This window comes from Pedobacter sp. G11, assembly GCF_003860265.1.
Taxonomy (GTDB): domain Bacteria; phylum Bacteroidota; class Bacteroidia; order Sphingobacteriales; family Sphingobacteriaceae; genus Pedobacter; species Pedobacter agri.
This window is the reverse complement of the sequence record NZ_CP034190.1, coordinates 3,592,994-3,611,445: the sequence shown is the minus strand read 5'-3', so window position 1 is coordinate 3,611,445 and position 18,452 is coordinate 3,592,994. Positions and strand designations below refer to the sequence as shown.

Annotated in this window: 12 protein-coding genes; 3 read left to right on the top strand and 9 right to left on the bottom strand. The window is 40.9% G+C overall.

The annotated features are described in order from the left end of the window. Window positions 1-3: 3 nt before the first annotated feature. From EA772_RS15625 to EA772_RS15595, 7 genes are all read right to left on the bottom strand, one after another. Window positions 4-3,120, bottom strand: coding sequence for a TonB-dependent receptor (locus EA772_RS15625; RefSeq protein WP_168187574.1), 3,117 nt, complete (start codon window positions 3,118-3,120; stop codon window positions 4-6). 78 nt (window positions 3,121-3,198) lie between these two features. Continuing rightward, on the bottom strand, window positions 3,199-4,878 hold the full coding sequence (locus EA772_RS15620) for a RagB/SusD family nutrient uptake outer membrane protein (protein ID WP_124914023.1): 1,680 nt from the start codon (window positions 4,876-4,878) through the stop codon (window positions 3,199-3,201). Between the two features lie 10 nt (window positions 4,879-4,888). Beyond that, entirely contained in the window at window positions 4,889-7,720 is a 2,832-nt protein-coding gene (locus EA772_RS15615; RefSeq protein WP_124914022.1) for a SusC/RagA family TonB-linked outer membrane protein, read from the bottom strand. 447 nt (window positions 7,721-8,167) lie between these two features. Further along, a complete protein-coding gene (locus EA772_RS15610; RefSeq protein ID WP_246833953.1) occupies window positions 8,168-9,733 on the bottom strand; it encodes a DUF4832 domain-containing protein in 1,566 nt (521 codons plus the stop codon). Between the two features lie 39 nt (window positions 9,734-9,772). Next, window positions 9,773-10,996, bottom strand: a complete 1,224-nt coding sequence (locus EA772_RS15605) for a SusE domain-containing protein (RefSeq protein WP_124914021.1) — start codon at window positions 10,994-10,996, stop codon at window positions 9,773-9,775. 57 nt (window positions 10,997-11,053) lie between these two features. Next, complete coding sequence (locus tag EA772_RS15600; RefSeq protein WP_124914020.1) at window positions 11,054-12,697, bottom strand: RagB/SusD family nutrient uptake outer membrane protein; 1,644 nt, start codon at window positions 12,695-12,697, stop codon at window positions 11,054-11,056. Between the two features lie 18 nt (window positions 12,698-12,715). Then, window positions 12,716-15,667, bottom strand: a complete 2,952-nt coding sequence (locus tag EA772_RS15595) for a TonB-dependent receptor (protein WP_246833952.1) — start codon at window positions 15,665-15,667, stop codon at window positions 12,716-12,718. 394 nt (window positions 15,668-16,061) lie between these two features. On the opposite strand from EA772_RS15595, the gene EA772_RS22255 reads away from it, so the two are divergent. The 3 genes from EA772_RS22255 (at window position 16,062) to EA772_RS22315 (ending at window position 16,829) form a co-directional block, all read left to right on the top strand. After that, window positions 16,062-16,253, top strand: a complete 192-nt coding sequence (locus EA772_RS22255) for a hypothetical protein (protein ID WP_124914018.1) — start codon at window positions 16,062-16,064, stop codon at window positions 16,251-16,253. Between the two features lie 100 nt (window positions 16,254-16,353). After that, the gene (locus tag EA772_RS22320; protein ID WP_246833951.1) at window positions 16,354-16,515 is read left to right on the top strand and encodes a sigma factor; all 162 of its coding nucleotides are present in this window, start codon (window positions 16,354-16,356) and stop codon (window positions 16,513-16,515) included. Window positions 16,516-16,655: 140 nt separating this feature from the next. Continuing rightward, on the top strand, window positions 16,656-16,829 hold the full coding sequence (locus EA772_RS22315) for a hypothetical protein (RefSeq protein ID WP_246833950.1): 174 nt from the start codon (window positions 16,656-16,658) through the stop codon (window positions 16,827-16,829). 206 nt (window positions 16,830-17,035) lie between these two features. Here the strand turns inward: EA772_RS22315 and EA772_RS15580 are convergent, their stop codons facing one another. Continuing rightward, window positions 17,036-17,839 (bottom strand): hypothetical protein, encoded by an 804-nt coding sequence (locus tag EA772_RS15580; protein ID WP_124914017.1) that lies wholly within the window; start codon window positions 17,837-17,839, stop codon window positions 17,036-17,038. Window positions 17,840-17,880: 41 nt separating this feature from the next. Then, the gene (locus EA772_RS15575) at window positions 17,881-18,351 is read right to left on the bottom strand and encodes a nuclear transport factor 2 family protein (RefSeq protein WP_124914016.1); all 471 of its coding nucleotides are present in this window, start codon (window positions 18,349-18,351) and stop codon (window positions 17,881-17,883) included. Between the last annotated feature and the right edge of the window lie 101 nt (window positions 18,352-18,452).

The following is an 18,452-nucleotide window of genomic DNA, read 5'->3' as shown; positions in this document are numbered from 1 at the left end:
AAATTAGAAAGTAACGTTTAAACCCATGTTGATTATTCTTGTTGGCGGATATGGCAAATCGCCGGCAGACTCCAGTACTTCGGGATCTAAGTTGTATAGCCTATCCAGCTTGGTAAAGGTTAATAAATTGTACCCATTGGTGTATAATCGCAACCCTTTTACACCTAATTTCGACAATAGTTTCGGACCAGCGCTATAACTCAATTCGGCTGTTTTCAGACGTACATAATCGCCCGGAATTGCCCAAAAATCTGAGTAAAAATCTCTCGGACTTTGGCTCAATGCTGTTGTATATAATTGAGGGTATTTGGCATTGTTACCCAAAGCTGGTGTCCAGTGTTGCTGGTGAATTGGCAACTGGTTACTGGCATTGTGGTGAATAACTGCCCCTTGTGCACTGGCAACGAAATCTAAAGCGGCCTGGAATAAAACACTAAGTCTGAAATTTTTGTACCCTACTCCCAAGGTAATCCCTGCAATAGTTGTAGGTAAATTGGTACTTCCAAAAAACGATCTGTCATTGGCATCTATCACCCCATCGCCGTTCAGATCCATGTACTTGATGTCACCTGGTCTTCCGCCAATAGTTGGTTTTGGAACAGCAGGGTTAGCGATATCTTCCAGTGTGTAAAATTCACCGGTCCATTTGTATTTCAACACAGATCCAATGGCTTGTCCGGTTTCTCGTTGATAAGGGTATAAAGTTTCTGCTTCATCTCTAAAAGTAATTTTATTTTTAGCGAGTGAATAAGTGCCCTGAATAAAGTAATTCCAATCTTTGGAGATCTCATCTCTAAAGCTGATTTCAGCCTCAAAACCCCTATTATTCGTTTTACCGATGTTTACCAATGGTAAATTCTGTCCGAATACAGCAGAAATGGTTCCACGGTTAGTAATGATATCGTATCGGTTATTATTGAAATAATCCAGTTTAGCAGATAGTTTGTTTTTGAAGAAAGCCATATCCAGACCAATGTCTAACTTTTTATCTTTCTCCCATGTTACCTCATTGTTGGCTAATGTACCCTCAGTTACCGTACCATATCCATTATTCGTGGCCAGGCCAAACAAACCACTTCCCGATCCTGTTGCCCAATTCTGCAGGTAAGCATACACACCACCTGTATTATCTGCGCCTACAACACCATAAGAACCTCTTAATTTAAACTGATCGATGAAATGTAAATTGTCTTTAACGAAGGTTTCTTCGGCAATATTCCAACCTACAGATGCAGCAGGGAAAAACCCCTTTTTCTTGCCTTGCGCAAAACGATCGGAACCGTTATAGGCACCGCTGAGTTCAATTAAATATTTTTGCCTGTAATCGTAACCAAACCTTGCAGTAATACCGCTAAATACTTCTGGAATAAAATTGTACAAATTTGAGTTAGTGGTATTTTGAGCTCTCTTATCATTTGTATTATACAAAATCAACCCAGAAACATTGTGATTTCCAAAACTTCTGCCGTAGTTTAACATGGCCTGCATGGTCAGTGCACTCGCAGTGCTTCCGGATGAATAACTTAAGCCAGGCGTACTAATCCTAAAGATATTATCACGTTGACCAAAGCTGTATGAATCAGTAACCGGATCGTATACGTAAGAAATGAAACCAGTTCCTGTTACCGGCCTGGAAAGAGAGCGACTGTAAAAGTACAGGTTGCGATAAGCCAATACACCTTTTATGGAAAGTCCTGAAGTGATGAAATCTAATTTCTGATTAGCTGACGTGGATAAATTGATGTTGTTATTAAATGTACGGTAGTAACCATTGTACATTAAACGACCCACAATATTATTATTATTTCTGCCAGATGCGGTTCTTTGCCAAACACTGTAACCTAAAGTTCCGTTTGGATTGTAGACAGGATAGTTAAACGGTGCTGTTTCGCCCAAACGACCCAAATCACTAAAGATGGTATTATTGGCAGTAGCATTATTAGCATTATTTTCATCTACATTCCCGAACAGGTCAAATTTTACATCAAGTGTTTTAGTTACTTTCAAATCGATGTTAGAGCGATAATTGTAACGTTTGTAATAAAATTTACTATTTAAATCTTCACTAAAATCTTTCAGCTGACCACCTTGATTTAAATAACCAATCGAAACAAAATACTTTGCCTTTTCTGTACCACCGTTTACATTAAAGTTGGCTTTAGCTTGCGGTGCAAATCTTTTTAAAAGGATGTCAGACCAATCATTGTTTGGATGTCCATAAGGATCAGCACCGGTTCTATACAATTCTAAATCGTTATCAGAAAAGGTGCGCACAAAACTTGGGTTTGGATTTAAGTTATTGGTATTCACCTGCGCTTCATTAATTAGTGAAGCGGCTTCATATGAACCTAAGGCCTTTGGTGTTCGTGTGAGCTGGCTCAATCCATATTCAACCAATAAACTAATCCTTGGCTTCCCTACTTTACCACGAGTGGTTGTTACTAAAATCACCCCATTTGCACCTTTAATACCGTAGATTGAAGTAGTTGCCGCATCTTTCAAGATACTTACCGATTCTACCTCATTGGCGCTCAACTGTGAGAACTGATCATATGTGAATTCAATATCATCCACTAAAATTAAAGGATTGTTACTCGCACCTGATACATAAGAACTCACCCCACGGATGTAGAATCTTGCTCCATCAGCACCCGGCTGTCCACTGATTTGTTGAGATGAAAAACCAGTAATCCGTCCGGCTAGCGAGTTTTGCAAACTTGGCGATGGACTTTGCCTAATCTCATCTCCACCTATACTTGCTACCGCACCTGTTAAGGTCTTTTTCTTTTGTGTGCCGTAACCTACCACCACTACATCATCCAGGTCGGTCTTATCTTCATTTAAGGATATGGTGATATTCGTTTGCCCGTCGATATTAATTTCTCGGGTAGCATAACCGATTAACCGAATCACAAGGGTATTGCTACTCACACTAAGCGTAAATTTTCCATCCTGGTTTGTGGTGGTTCCGTTGGATGGATTACTTTTTTCGACCACCGTTGCGCCAGGCAAAAGCCCGGATTGATCGCTAACCACACCCGTGATTTGCTTTCGCTGTGCATAGGCAGCTATGCTCAGGAGCATCATGAAAATGCAGCATAAATATGTTATTTTTTTCATCTTATAATTTTTATTGAATAGCCGCATTATCTATTGCTGGCGTTATCACCGGTGTTTAAATTCAATCCCTGAGTTGGGTTAGAAATAACCTTCATTTTGAACCAACTTATTATTCCTGATTATTTCTGAGTATGGAATGGGCATGTAATAATATTTAGGCTGAAACGCCATCGTGTGCACATTTTTGAGTACATATAATGGGTCATTTTGAGTGATGGTTAACCCTTGTAAAGTAGCACTCAACTCATTACTCATTTTCCACCTGCGCAAATCCCAGAAACGATGTTCTTCAAAGCTTAGCTCAATGCGTCTTTCATTCTTGATCAGGTCGCGAAGCTGAGCTTGACTAACACCAACTGGTACACCAAATCTGTTTCCCGTACCTGCAGCAATACCCGCCCTGGCACGTACCAAATTCAGTTGGCGAACAGCATCTTCTACCCTTCCTACCTCATTCAATGCTTCAGCGTAGCTCAATAAAACATCAGCAAAGCGGAAATATGGGAAGTTGTGACTTTGGTTTGAATAAGTAGCAGAGGTAGAAAAATCGGCCATAAATTTTCTTAAATAATAAGAAGTTTTGGTTTGCGTTTTAAAAGCCTGGTTAGGTTTATCTAAGCCACCTTCATATGTCTGCACTGCCCTACCTAACCATTGTACGCCATTGTAAAACAAAATGGCTTTCAACCGTGGATCGCGGTTTTCATATTGCGATGCAGAAGTAGTAGTCCCTGTATAAACTGTTCCATTCATATTATTGAAAGCATTTACAAAGTTTTGAGTCGGGCTATTTCTTCCGTTACTGGTTGTAGGAGCTACATAACCTACCGGCGCATTTGCATTTTCGATTACAGTAGAATTTGAAGATTGGTTAGATAAAATAATATCGGTATTGATTTTCGTTGTAAACACAGCTGTGTAAGCAGCAGTTCCGGTTCCTGCAGGTAATTTATAATAACCTTTGGCAATTAATGCTTCAGCAATGGTAATTACACGTTGCCATCTGGCCGGATCATTTGTGGGATAACCTGTAATCGATTTTAACTGCGGATTGCTTTCAAAACCACCGCCATTGAACAATGGACTGGCAGCATACAAATACAATCTACATTTCAAAGCCATTGCCGCTTCAGATGGAACACGGCCAAACTCAGTAGCCGCAACGGCAGAACCATTAGGCAGATCTGGCGTAATAGCATCGCATTCTGCGGCAATGTAATCTACACATTCTGCGAAAGTATTTCGAGGTAAGTTTAAATCACTGTTTAGATCAAATACCTGATTACCCACCAAAGGAATACCGCCATAACGTTTCAGCAATTCGAAGTAGGCGAAGGCACGCAGAAAACGAGCTTCGGCAACCTGTCTTTTCTTTGTTGCGTCAGGAATAGGCACCACACCTATGTTATTTAAAAACACATTGCTTCTCCTAATGAGGGTATAACTATTTGCCCAATTATTATCAGGATGATTAGTTGCGTTGAGTTGTCCATTGGTGAACAACATAATTGTCGATCGCTCCGAAGAAGGAACCGCATCATCGGTTGCCGCATCTAAAAAATCACCGCCAATCCGGTTAAACCCATCTGGCAAGAAAGAATAAATACCTAATAAATAAGCGGTTGATTGAACACCCATTTGATCTGTAGGATCAAATACATCTGTTTCCAGTACCCGCTCTTCAGGTTCATTTTCGAATTTTTTACATGATTGGGCCAGCACCGATACGATGATTAATAAATAAAGTACACTTTTCATATCTGTAATGCTATAATTGAATATTTACACCGAAGGAAAATATACGCTCAATCGGATAATTCCCATTGAAGTTTTCTGGATCGGCACCGTTAAATGTTTTCGAACTTAAAGTCCATAGGTTTAGCCCGTTCGTGAATAAGCGGGTAGATTTTAGCCCCACTTTTTGAGTAAGCCTAGCTGGAAGTGTGTAACCCAACTCTACATTCCTCAGCCTGACAAAATCGCCATTTCTTAACCAGAAGGACGAGCTTACAAAATTGTTGGTCGCACCGTTTCTTGGGCCCGAGTTGGTAGTCAACCTTGGATAGGCTGCTGTATTGGCCGTGGCTGGCGTAAATCTATTTAAATGGGTTTGGTAAGCCTGCGCTGTTCCACCTTGAAACTCCCAATAGCTATTGTCCGACAGGTAAACTTCCTGATTAATCACACCTTGAACCAAAGCGCTCACATCAAAGCCAACAACATGAAATCCTAACTTGGCCCCTAAAAACAAACTGGGTTTTTGCGAGCCGATGGTTGTCTGGTCATATTGGTTGATTACTCCATCGCCGTTTAAATCCCTGTATTTGATGTCACCAGGTTGGGGCGTGTACCCCTCGATGGTAGGATAACCAGTAATTTCCTGCTGGCTACGAAACAAACCTTCGGCGATGTAACCATAGGTTTGCCCAACAGGGTGACCTGTACGCTGCATCCAGCTATATCGTTGGTTGGCTTCTGCACTGTAAATGAGTTTACTCTTCTGTAAACTGGCATTCAATCTCACAAAATAACCCCATTTTTTCTTTTGTTCATTCCAGCTTAACTGCGCTTCCCAACCATAATAATTTTGTTTTCCAATGTTTTCATTCGGATAAGAAATGCCCAATAATGAACTTCCATTTCCCCTCATAATACTTAAATCAGCAAAATTATTTTTGTAATATTCTACATTTAAACCAAGCCTATCGTTTAGAAAACCTGCATCAATACCGATATTCAGCATCTTCGCATATTCCCAGGTAATGGCTGGATTCGCCAGAAACGATTCGCCAATAGTTGTGGCTGTACCCGCACTGCTTCCGAAAATTGCACCAGGTGAACCATTATAAACTTGCTGATAAGTGTAGTAAGCGCCATTGTCTCTGCCTACTTTTCCATATGAAGCGTACAACTTCAGCTGATTAAGCCAGCTGTTTTCTTTCAAAAAATCCTCTTGTTGGATATTCCAACCTAAACCAAGAGCTGGGAAAAAGCCATATTTAAATCCGCCTTTATCCGGATAACGGTTGGCGCCACTTTGTGAAAAAGAAACTTCAGCAAGGTATTTTTTATCGTAATTGTAAGATATGTGACCGGAAATACCCTTAATGGCGTAGGGTAAATTCGACCCATTGATTAAGTTATCTCTATTGGCCAGTATTACAGCATCAACACCATTTAAACCGAAATCACGTTGGTAGCCAAAAGATAATTCCTGAAAATCTGATCTGTTCTGGAAGGCAATGTTGTTACCATTTGCCTGGTCAGTATTGTTATTATACTGACGATAAACGGGAGATAAAGTACCAAAGCCACTTATTTGCTCAAATACCGCAAAAGATTTGTTCCTAATATAGTTTTCTGCCAGATTACTAAAGAATGATGCCCTTGCTTTTACCCATAAACCTTTAGATAAATCGTCTAAATTATATTTCAGGTAAAAGTCGGAAAGAACCGTTCGGGTGTTAGTTTTAGAATAACCCGCACTCACACCCTGGGCTACAATATTATTTTGAAACTGAGCAGAACCGCCGTACGTGCCGTTGGCATTAAAAATAGGGTAAGCACTATTTGGCGTAGCCTTTAGAGCATTAAAAATACTTTGAGTTCCAGAGTTGCCGGGACTGTTATCGGTTAAAATTCGCCCCTGAACATAAAGGCCAGCGCTTAATTTGTCGGTCAGATTAACATCCACATTCGAGCGAATGAAATAACCCACAAAATTCGCATTGGTTGAATATTTGGTGTTGATATCGTCTCTTGTTTTCAGTAAACCATTTTGTTTAAAATGCTCCAGATTCACAAAAAATCGAACATACTGATTACCACCACTGGTATTTAAATTGTACCTGGCAACGGCTGCTGATTTTCTTAAAACTTCATCGGCCCAATTTACATTTGGATAGCGGAGAGGATCGCTACCTGTTTGGTAGGCATTGATAGCGGATTGGCTAAAACCATTATTGGCAGCTGAAAGTCCGTCGTTGGTTAATGCCTCGTTATATAATGTGGCATAATTGAAAGCATCTAGGGGCTTTGATATTAAATTCTGAATTGGCTGTTGAATACCCCATTGCCCGGTGAAACTGATTTTCTGTCCGGCGACCATCCCTTTTTTTGTTACAATTGAAACTGCACCATTTGCTCCTCTAACACCCAACATGGCTAAAGAAACAGCATCTTTCAGCACCGTAACCGATTCTATTTCCTCTATTCCAATTTCTGAAACCGAACGTGGAATACCATCAATAAAAATTAAAGGACTTTGCCCCCTTAGGCGCATGCTATATCCCTCGTTGAAAGGTTGTCCGCTGTTTTGACTTGTGGTTAAACCTGCCAACCTACCTGCTAAGGCAATGGGGTAAGACGCCACTAAAGTACTGGTAAGTTCAGCACCTGGAATAGCGGTTGATGAAACTGTTGAAAGTGTTTTTGGCGTATTAAAGTAGATAAGTTTTTTGAGTTTCTTATCCACCAGCTGCATGGTATCCTGCTTTTTGCTGATCGTATCTGGAACCTGCTGGGCATGTAGCCTTGATGCCTGATTAATAAATAAGGCACAGCAGGCGAATACCCTCAGCGGTTTAATGAAAACTGACATGAGTGGTTTATTTAGGTTTAAAAAGAGGTTAGGCTATAAAGGCAGCGATCGACTTGATCCATGCCGCAAAAGTAATAACTTATGCGCCCTTCAATAAATGTAGTGTAGATTTATTCTGCATATTAATTTGGTTAGGATTTGTTATTGTATATGATTACACTCAAATATATCTACGTTTTGAGTCTTACCCTCAGGAAGAGATATCTATTTTTCATGGAAACGTTCCCAATTTTTGGGAACGTTTCCATGAAACAACAAATGAGGACTATACCTCTTTAGTATACCACCCTTAGCTTGTTAAATTGTCATTTTTCCTTCAAAAATTGCTAATGAAATCGCCATCCTCCAGGACACGTCGCTTTGTAGGCGGATTGATCGTAAAATAAAAAAAACTTCCTGTGCACCAAAAAGGCAGCAGGAAGTTTAAAAGCAATTAACGTAAAAATATTATTGAACCTGAACGTTGATCAGTTTGCACCAACCATCAGTAGTCATATCGCCGTTTACAGCTAATCTGATACCTGGCTTATTATCGTTGGTTGTGTCAACAATAGCTACAGCCCAGGTATAGGCTCCAGCAGGCACATCTAGCTTTGTCTTCAGTTCGTAGGTGGTGGCACTGCTTTTCAACCAGGTTGATGGTTCTCCATATTGATCTACAATTATTTTCTTTACGGTCCCAGAGCCATCTAACAAAGCAAAAGCAACTTTGTATTTATAATTCCATTGTGGTATGTTATTAGGGAAATAACCCCAGCCCATGTTTCTCCAGCGATGGGTAATGGTGGTTTCAGTATTAGCGCTCACTTTTTCTGGTACATACACCCGCTCCGGGTACAAGCGATAACCACCTTCTGAAATAAAACGCTGCACCAATGTAAATGACTTAGTAAACCAGCTTTCAGTATCTCCAACGCGGAAATCCATCATATTTACGGCTGCTTCCAATGAAGAATCAAACTCCCCTTTTCTTACATCTTCAGGATGTCCTTCCCTGTATTTTCCACTTGGATCGGTCCAATAGCGGTGCGTTCCGCTGGTAATCCAGCCACCCTCCATCAATATCGGGCGCTTGAAATTCCAGGTTTTAGCGAATGCTTTTTCCCAACTCTGGTAATAGTCAGTCATACCAAAAGCATCCTGGCGTAATATATAGCCTTTATTAATCAATTTCGTTAACAAACGATCTGAATTTGGATTGGCCGAACCCCAACTTACCGGATCGCCTACCACTCGGTGGTAGTTTATCGCCAAAGGTATTTTGGAGAAATTCTTCACATAAAGATCTGAAATCCAATCCATCACTTCTTCTTTTGCTTGTTCAATTTTATCTTTTGGTGCATTAGCAGCCGGATCAAAATAAATCACATTGTGGGCTTCTCCCCATTTGCCCAAACCGTAAGCATCAATAAAGGAAGTTTTCTTTGGATCATTAAAATCCTTTGCCAACTCTTCGATAAATTTAGCATAATGCTGCCTGAAAATTGGATCTTGTGGAAGGGGCGTTCTACGATCTGGAAATTTTGGATCTTCGGTGATGTATTTTGCACCTGCATCAAAAACGAACTGAGGCGTATTCAGGCCCTGGTCACGACCATCAACTACAATACGAAATGCAATCGGCAGACCTCTGTCTTGAGCGCCTTTAATCATTTTATAAAGCGCTGTACTCGGATCTCGCCACGCATATACGCCATTTGAAGGGTTAAAGTTTGCCCAACGCGTACGAATATAGCAAGCTGAAGCATAATCTATAGCCTTCACTTTTTTACCCAAATCAGGAACATAATATTCTGTATCCCAATATCCTGGCTGGACAGTACCTGAACCATACATTACCCAACCATTAAGCGGGTTACGGAACATGGTGTTTCGGTTGTAGTTTGGTTTAACCAACGTACCTTCCGCTTGTTTTTCGGTTTCATTATTGTTCTTTTTACAGGCAAAGGCGAGCATACACAAGGCAGCGATCAGTATTTTGCTACCAATCATTTTATAGTTCATTTTTTTCATTTTTAGCGTCAGTTAAAATTTTTTAAAACGTGATTATTGCTAGCGTTTCTGGGCCAATATGGTGTTGTTTCGCAAATCGAAAATCAAAACATTTGTCGTTGCTGGTATATTAAGGTAAGCGTTTCTATGTTCGCTAGATGAGCCCCCTGCTAGCGTTAAAGCTGTTCCAAGCACTAAATTTTGATCTTGACGCAAACCTGCGTCGGTAAGCGGACCTACAAAAGCATAAGATAAATTTTTATTATTATCGCTTCCGCCATACACAATGAACTTAGCTTTGCCTACCCTTCCACCGGTGTAAACCAGTACTTGCGGATCGGCCAGACTTACTTTCAAATCCATTTTAATTGGGTTGCCCCAATTGTTAATGGCACCATGCATGTATAATTCTGTTACTGTGGTATTTTGAGCAACGCCACCTTCACCATTCCATGAAACTACACGAGGTGTAAGAGCTGTCGCTGGCGAGTAAATCGTTGCCGATGCTTTCTGCATATTTACCACTACCCGGTATGCACCAGCTGTTTCAATTTTGAAAGCAAATGGATTTTCTCGAAGTCTGATTGGCACGGCTTCGCCATCCTGCAGGACAGTATTGGCACTGGTAGGCACTACATAATTGGTAGCTCCTCGAAATTCTACCGGAATTTCGAGGTTACCAGGCTGTAGATTCAACACAAAAGCATATTGGTTAAGGTTTTCCAGTGTTTTTGGCATTTCTATTTTATTAATGCCTGTGATGGCTGATCCACCCAAGAAAACTTTATCCGCATCAAAAACTACGGTTTTGATTGGAGTAACCTCTACCCTTGTGGTTTTAACTTCAGGGGCCTCAAAACTTCCGCCGCCTTCCCACTCGGCCACTACCCTAAACTCCAGGGTAAAAGACTTATTGGCCGGAATTCCCCATTTTTCGTTCGCCCAGTTTTGAAGCTGCTCTGAACTAAAGCTTTTACTGTAAATGCCATCATCTTCAAATGTCATAATGGTTGTAGCGGTTCCAAAATTATTTCCTACCACATCCAACCGGGTGGTGTAAGTCACCATATGGTCATCAGATTGCGGTCGTGCTGGGGACCAGCTAAAGGTAACGATGTCTTTCGACGGGTTATTTTCATCTAAGGCTACGTTGGGAGATGAAACCCTAAGTTCCATCTTCTCCTGAACTTTATCAATGTCGTTAATGCCTTTTTTGCAAGCCGAAAGGCAAAACAAAAAACTAAAGGGCAATAATATTTTATATAAATGGTTGCTTTTTTTCATGATGTTTTGAGATCAAATCACTTTCTATTTTAACTCCAGTAACTTAAAGATGGCTTATTAATAGCCAGGATTTTGGGGGAATGGTGCCCCAGTATTGGCGTCTCTAATCGACTGTGGAATTGGCCACAACGCATAATTTTCATTCACTTTAACAGCAATAGCGGGGTTATACTGTTTTACACGGTCAACATATTTCTTTGTACGAACCAAAGTAAATCGACGACTTTCCTCTCCTACCAGTTCCCTGATGCGTTCATCCAAAAGAAAATCCATGTTCATATTTGCTGCAGCTACATCTGTAGCACCTGCTCTTCTGCGCACTTCGTTTACGGCATCAGCTGCTTTAGCTGGATTGTTTTGTCCTAAATAAGCTTCTGCCAACAATAGATAAGTTTCAGCCAAACGAAACTTCATCCGATCTTTGTAACTTCCGGTTAAACTTAAATTCTCTGGCCGACCATAGAAGAATTTTGTAACCGCCGGAAATAAAGTTTTAGTAGTAAACCAGGTTTGCTCAGTGATTGGTGCCTTTTTGCCCACCAAAGAGCTTTCGTTAGGATTATTATAGTACCAGTCACGTTTAATATTGAAGTTTGAATTACGAATATCATTAGCCGTGAAGATGCCGGGCACGTTACCACTGGCATTCGTGCGGGCAGTACCAGTCCACCACTTCATTGGCACCAATTGCGCCAAACCACGACCACCAAGCGTATCGGCTAAAACGAAGCCAGTGATTGAAGAATAATTTGGAATCCATGCCCTACGTGTCCAATCATCTGAATTGGTACCGCCGCCTACTACATTAAACTGGAACTGCAATACCCAAATGCTCTCCTTATTTGCAGCCGAACCTAATCTGTTTTGGTTATTTTCTAGAAACATATCGCTAAAAACATCCCCAGGTTTGTCTTTACTTACACCAAACCTGGTTTTCATCAGATTATAATATCCGCTATTAATTACCGCCAGTGCTGCCTGTTCTGCAGCTGCATAATCGCCTTGTAACAACTGAACTTCGCTGAGCAAGTGGCTTGCAGCCCATTTGGTTACTTTCCCGTCTTTTACCTGATCTGGGTTTGAGGGCAGATTTTGTACTGCAAATTTTAGGTCATCAACCATGTGGCCAATTACCTCTGCTTTTGGCGTACGCGTAAAGTTTAATTGAAAATCATAAAGAATTGTTTCTACGTACGGAACATCGCCATATAAATAAACCAGTGTACGGTAAGCGTAAGCCCTAAAAAAGCGTGCTTCTGCCTGAAAGCGGACTTTATCAGATGGCGAATCCCAAGTGGTATTTTGATCTGAATACACCAGCATTAAGTTGGCTGATGAAATTAAACTGTAAGCCCAATTCCAATAAGTACCTACAAAACGTTCGGTTGGTGTAAGGGTTAAATTAGCGAAGGCCATCAAAGAAGCATCACTGTTGATCACATCAGCAATGTCTGTTGCCGCCTGCAAGGCTTCATAAGGCGCAGCGCCATTATGGATATAAGCGCCGCCCTCTCCATAAGTATTATATTCAGAACGAGCGAGGGCATAAAGACCCGCACTACCTACTTCAAATCCGTAAGTACTGGTATAAGTATTGGTTGGCGCGAGCTGATTTTTCAAATCCTCCTCCAAAAACTTTTTACACCCGCCTAATGAGATGATTATGATAAGCGCTAAGCTTGCATTAATAATATTTTTCATTTTCGTGTTTGTATTAAATTAGAAATTTACGTTTAGGCCAAACATGTAGGAACGTGCCGTCGGGAAAGAAGCCATCCATGAGTTATCGTAATTGAGTACCTGTCTGATATTAGAGAAGGTATGTAAATTATTTACACTTGCATTGACATCAATACCACTTAAGCCTAGTTTTCCTGTGATATTTTGAGGAACCCGATAACCCAAGGTGATGTTCCGCACCTGAACATAGTTTACTTTTTTATAGAAACCATGTCCTTGCGTATTGAGGTAACCTGGGGAAACAATAGTTGCATTCGGGTTTTCAGGTGTCCAGTAGTTGGCACCGTGAACATAGTTGGTGATTCCGAAAGTCCAGGAACCAAGGTTAGCCATGTGGTCATCACGCCAAACGCCAAACACGCCTGTCACCAATGCCGAAGCGTAAAAATTCTTGTAGCTTAAGCGATTGGCTAATGAAGCGGTATATCTCGGATTTTTCGAACCAATTACTTTTCTATCAGAAGTATTGATGATACCATCACCATTTACATCTTCTAATCGGGCAGCGCCGGCAGCAGCTCCTGGCTGCATACTGTAGTTTTCACCACTTTGCCAAATTCCAATCATGTTAAAATCATAAAATACACGCAGTGGTTTTCCGATAAACCAGTTGTTATTGATGTCATCTTTTCCATCACCCCTCAGCTCTACGATTTTATCACGATTCAATGAGAATACTGCTGTAGAACTCCACTTAAAATCTTTTTCGTCTATATTTTTTGTATTTAGCGTTACTTCAATACCTTTATTTCTGGTTGAGCCAATGTTATCATAAATACGGCTGTAACCATTCATAATTGGCACTGTACGGGTCATCAATAAATCTTTGGTATTTGATACATACCCATCAATCGTACCGGCTATTCTATTCTTTAATAACTGGAAATCTAAACCCAGGTTAGTAGAATAAGTGGTTTCCCATTTCAGATTTGGATTACCGATACCATCACCGGCTAAATAGGCGGTATTCACAGGAACACCGTTATCACCCCAAATATATTTTACATTGGAGTATAAACGGTCCAAGGACTGATAAGGAATTATGGCCTGGTTTCCGTTTGCGCCATAAGAAACACGTAATTTCAAGAAATCCAGCCATTTTATATTATCTTTCAGGAAATCTTCCTCACCAATATTCCAGGCCAATGCGCCACCTGGAAAAAATGCGTATTTATTGTTTCTTGCAAAAACAGAAGCACCGTCGCTACGTCCGGTAAACGTGAGCAAATATTTCCCTTTATAAGCATAATTTAAGCGTCCCATATAGGAAAGTAATGCCTTATCTTCCTTACTTGAGCCAATAACAATATTACGGGCAGCGGTGCCCATCATGAAATACTCGGTATCATCAGTTACAAAACCTTCACCACTTTGATTGGAATTTACAAGGCGATCAGCCTGCATACTGAATAAACCTGTCACGTCAAATTTATGATCACCAATTTGCTTTTCGTACTTTAACAAGTTTTCCCAGGTGTAATCATGATAGTGAGAATTGCTAACAGAAGCACGGCCACCCACTAAACCTGCCTGCTCTCTTCCATCAAAAGTATTTCTGCCATAGTAAGTTCCATTGAACCCACTTCTATAATTATATCCAAAATTAGATCTTGCCGATAATCCTTTAACAGGTAGTACGATATCGGCATAACCCGATAAAAAGAAATTTCTGTTCAACCGATCCTGGATTGCATTTACATTCCTCATTGGATTGGCAATTAATGAATACTCCATCGGCTCGGGTACATAATTCCCTGCGGCGTCTCGATAACTACCGTAAGGGCTTTGCTTGATGGCATGCTCAATATTTGGTTGGATCCCACCATCACTTCTTTGTGTAAATTGCATGCCTACACCAATAGTCAACCACTTATTAAAAGTTTGGTCTAAATTAGCAGTCATATTTAAACGTGATAATGTGGAATTGTATACTACACCATCCTGATCCAGTGCCGATAGTGAGGCAATGTATTTAGTACTTTCCGTTCCACCAGAAATGCTTAATTGATGATCCATGGTCATCGCTTTTCTAAAAATGTAATCTTGCCAATCGTGGGTAATTCCTTGCTGATAATTGCCCCGCTCTGTTACACTAATGATGTCGCCGGCAATAGGATCTAAAAGATAGCCGGTATAACCCTGCCTCAATCGACCAATGTCCTGCTGAAAGCGGATATATTCATTCGGACCCATTACATCAATACGCTGCATTGGCTCAGCCATCCCTAACTGCCCACGGTAAGAAACACTGGCCTTGCCTAGCTGCCCTCTTTTGGTTTGGATTAAGATAACTCCATTCGACCCTCTCGATCCGTAAATCGCTACGGCTGAAGCATCCTTTAACACTGTTAAGTTTTCAATATTGTTGGGATCTAGATCTGCCAAAGATCCGCTATAAGGAATTCCGTCTAGAATAATTAACGGGTTGTTACTAGCAGACAGCGAGTTTTCTCCACGGATAAGTAAGGTTTGATTGGCTCCAGGTGCTGCATTACCTGAGGTAATACTGAAACCGGCTACCTGCCCTACCAAACGATCCATTAAATTTGGCGTAGACACCATATTAATTTGCTCTTTTCCAACCACTGCTAAGCCGCCGGTAAGGTCTTTTTTCTTGGCCGTTCCATAGCCCACCACTACAACCTCGTCCAGCTGTTTATCTCCACTTAACTTTACGTTGATTGTTTTGGAATCCGCTTTTATTTCCTGGCTATCAAACCCAACATAAGAGAATACTAAAATGGCCGCTGGCGCTGCCTGTAACGTATAATCTCCATTTTTATCTGTCGATGTTCCGGTATTGCTCCCTTTTACTTTGACCGATACGCCTACCAGTACCTCGCCTTTATTATCGGTTACCTTTCCCTTAATTGAAATAAGATCCTGTGCATAACCCATGTTTACTGCAAAGAGAAGCAGGACAACAGCCATGAGACTGCTTTTGAGCATTTTGTGTATTTTTATTATCATACAAGTTTATAAATGGTTAGTATTACGATGATTATTTATTTACTGCGCCAGTAAATCACGACGGATGTAAACTTCGCTGCTCATATTTTGCTTTGATATACATGTATTTGATTATTTATTTTTATGAAAAAGGAGAGAGATACGAGTAGTCGTAATTTCTTCTCTCGGCTGGAACACCGACGGACTCAACTTCCAGCTGTTTGTTTTGCTGATTAATTCTCATGTGCTGCATTATATTTGGTTGATACAAAACTAAGCGCAAATCAAAATTAAGAGGGGCTGTTTTTGTACGGAAATGGTTTGCTTTTGTACAATTAAAGGCTTTTAGCAGAATTTTTCGAAATTAAGATAGCTAATGAAGGATAAGCTATTTATTGCTCATTCAGGATGTTTTAGAAAACAAAAATTATATGGCTATGATCAGGAGAAAAAAAAACAAGCACCTATCCATAAGGAAAGAAGCTCTATTTCGGGGAATTTTAAAGACATTAAAACTGCGCGAAAAAAAACTAGAACAACCATAAATATCAATGCCTGGGATCTCTGATTGGCCCATATGAAAAACTTATGAATGCAAACGATTGTAAACTGCAGATTTATGCACATGCGCATGCAGTGAAGAACTACGCTTTAAAGTTACTAATGATTTGAAAGATGCCAATGATCTTTTCCAAGATACCATAGTCAAGGCCATTCGATTTTTTTATAATTACGAACAAGGCACGAATTTAAGGGGTTGGTTGTTTGTCATCCTGAAAAATACTTTCATTAACGACTACAGGAAAAATCGAAAAAAAACGAGATCATAACACAGGAGGAAGAAATCTCATCGGGAAACTTATTAACCACTTCGCAAAGTAATGGTGCTATAGGTTCATTTTTTGTCGGGGACATTACGAAGGTTTTAAAAGCCTTACCTACTGCATATTCCATCCCATTTACGAGATATATGGAGGGTTATCAATATGAGGAGATAGCAAACGAACTTCAAATTCCATTGGAAACTATCAAAACGAGCATACGCCCAGTTAGGGAAATACTAAATACCGCTTCACAATTTATAAAAATAGAACAAAGTAATTATAGAAGCTCCCTAACTGAAGATTTAGGATTCGTTAGCTAGGTGATTCCATGCCGGACTGACAAGCATAGGATAAGACATCACTTATCCATTAACTTATTATTTATTAATCTGCTGGAGGTGATTGGTTTTTACCAAAAGATACTGATTTAAAATTCCGAAATGATATCGTCAAAGCTACCCAAATCCTTTATATCAAACATATCCAAATATCCCAGCATAAACTGATCCAGCTAGGCCTACCGGCTTCAATTCGGTTGCCTGATGAGCCATGGGGTAACGCCTCTTGGTCCATTCCATGGAATGGTGCTTAATGAGGTGGTGATTCTTGGGCCCTGGAAGTCATAGGCATCTACATACAGGATTGTGCCATCGCTGGAAAGCACGCCATAATAAGGGATATAGGTGTGCATATTGGGCGTGACGACCGGGTTAACACCAAAGAACCTGATGCATGAGCCGTCCTGTTTATAGCTTTGTCTATATAAAATCTTGTCATCATAAACAAAATAAACCGGTTTGCCGCCCTGGTTGTATGTAGTGGTCCCGGCTTTTTCAAAAGTTATTGCGTTGACGTCGGGGAACCAGTCAGGATGCCCGGGCTGCGCCCATAGGCCAACAATGCTGGGGGCATTTATTGGAAAAAGCTTCATATCCACCATGGAAATGATTGGCGTGCTGCCGCCGGTAATGCTTTTTTTCTCGGCAGAAATGATATAAACCTGAGGTGAGTTAAACTGTTCATCCCCTGGAAGCTCAAACATTATGGTGATCTTGGTTTGCCCCTGAGGCTGCTGTTCTACTTTGGTTATTTTTCCCTTAACATCTCCCCTTCTCCAAACGCTTAAAGTGAGGTGCGACCAGGCGGTGACTTCATCTGCTGCACCGAAGCGCAGTGACAGGGGCCTTGGGAAATAGTGGTTGCCTACGTTGGCCAGGCCCGTGTACTCGGTATTGGAAAAACTGTATGTGCCTTTGCTGTCTTTATCCGGATCCAGCTGAGATTGATCTTTTTTACATGCAGTACTACTCGATAAAATAAGCACAATCATTACTTTTAGCGATTGGTATATTATCTATTTCATGGCCTTGGTTATTGGGGTCTGTTGCCGGCATCAATAGGAAAAAGCCCTTCATCTACCTGGGTACCCTGTCCCGCCACCCGGCACCAGTTGCCCAAGCGTTTGTGGTAGACTTCCAGCCGGCGGACTTTGATGCTGATGTCCTGGCCGTTGACCAAGAGGTTTACTTTAATCAGCAGGTTCACCACGGCGATGTTGCCCTCATAGATACGGATGTATTCATTACCCGGAACTGGCCTGACGGACTTGAAGGTAAGCTTTTCTTTTTGCTGCACGGCTAACCATTGCTGGCGAGAAAAAGAGATATCCCCTTTTGGTCCCACAGCTATCATGTCGCTACAGTCTGTTGTCACTCCCGGTTTTTGGCTTCGCAAAACTTGCCTGATTTCTGCCCGTTCTTTGGGATAGCTTGTCGTATCCATCTGGGCGGTGACATGAAGATAAAAGAATGACAAAAACGTGAATAGCAAAACTGTTTTCATGGTTGATTTTTTGTTTAAAGGTAAAGGCATGGAATATTGATGGAATAAAAAGTAGCCTAAGTTACTCCGGGGAAAGACACACAATCATTTCTGGTCTATGG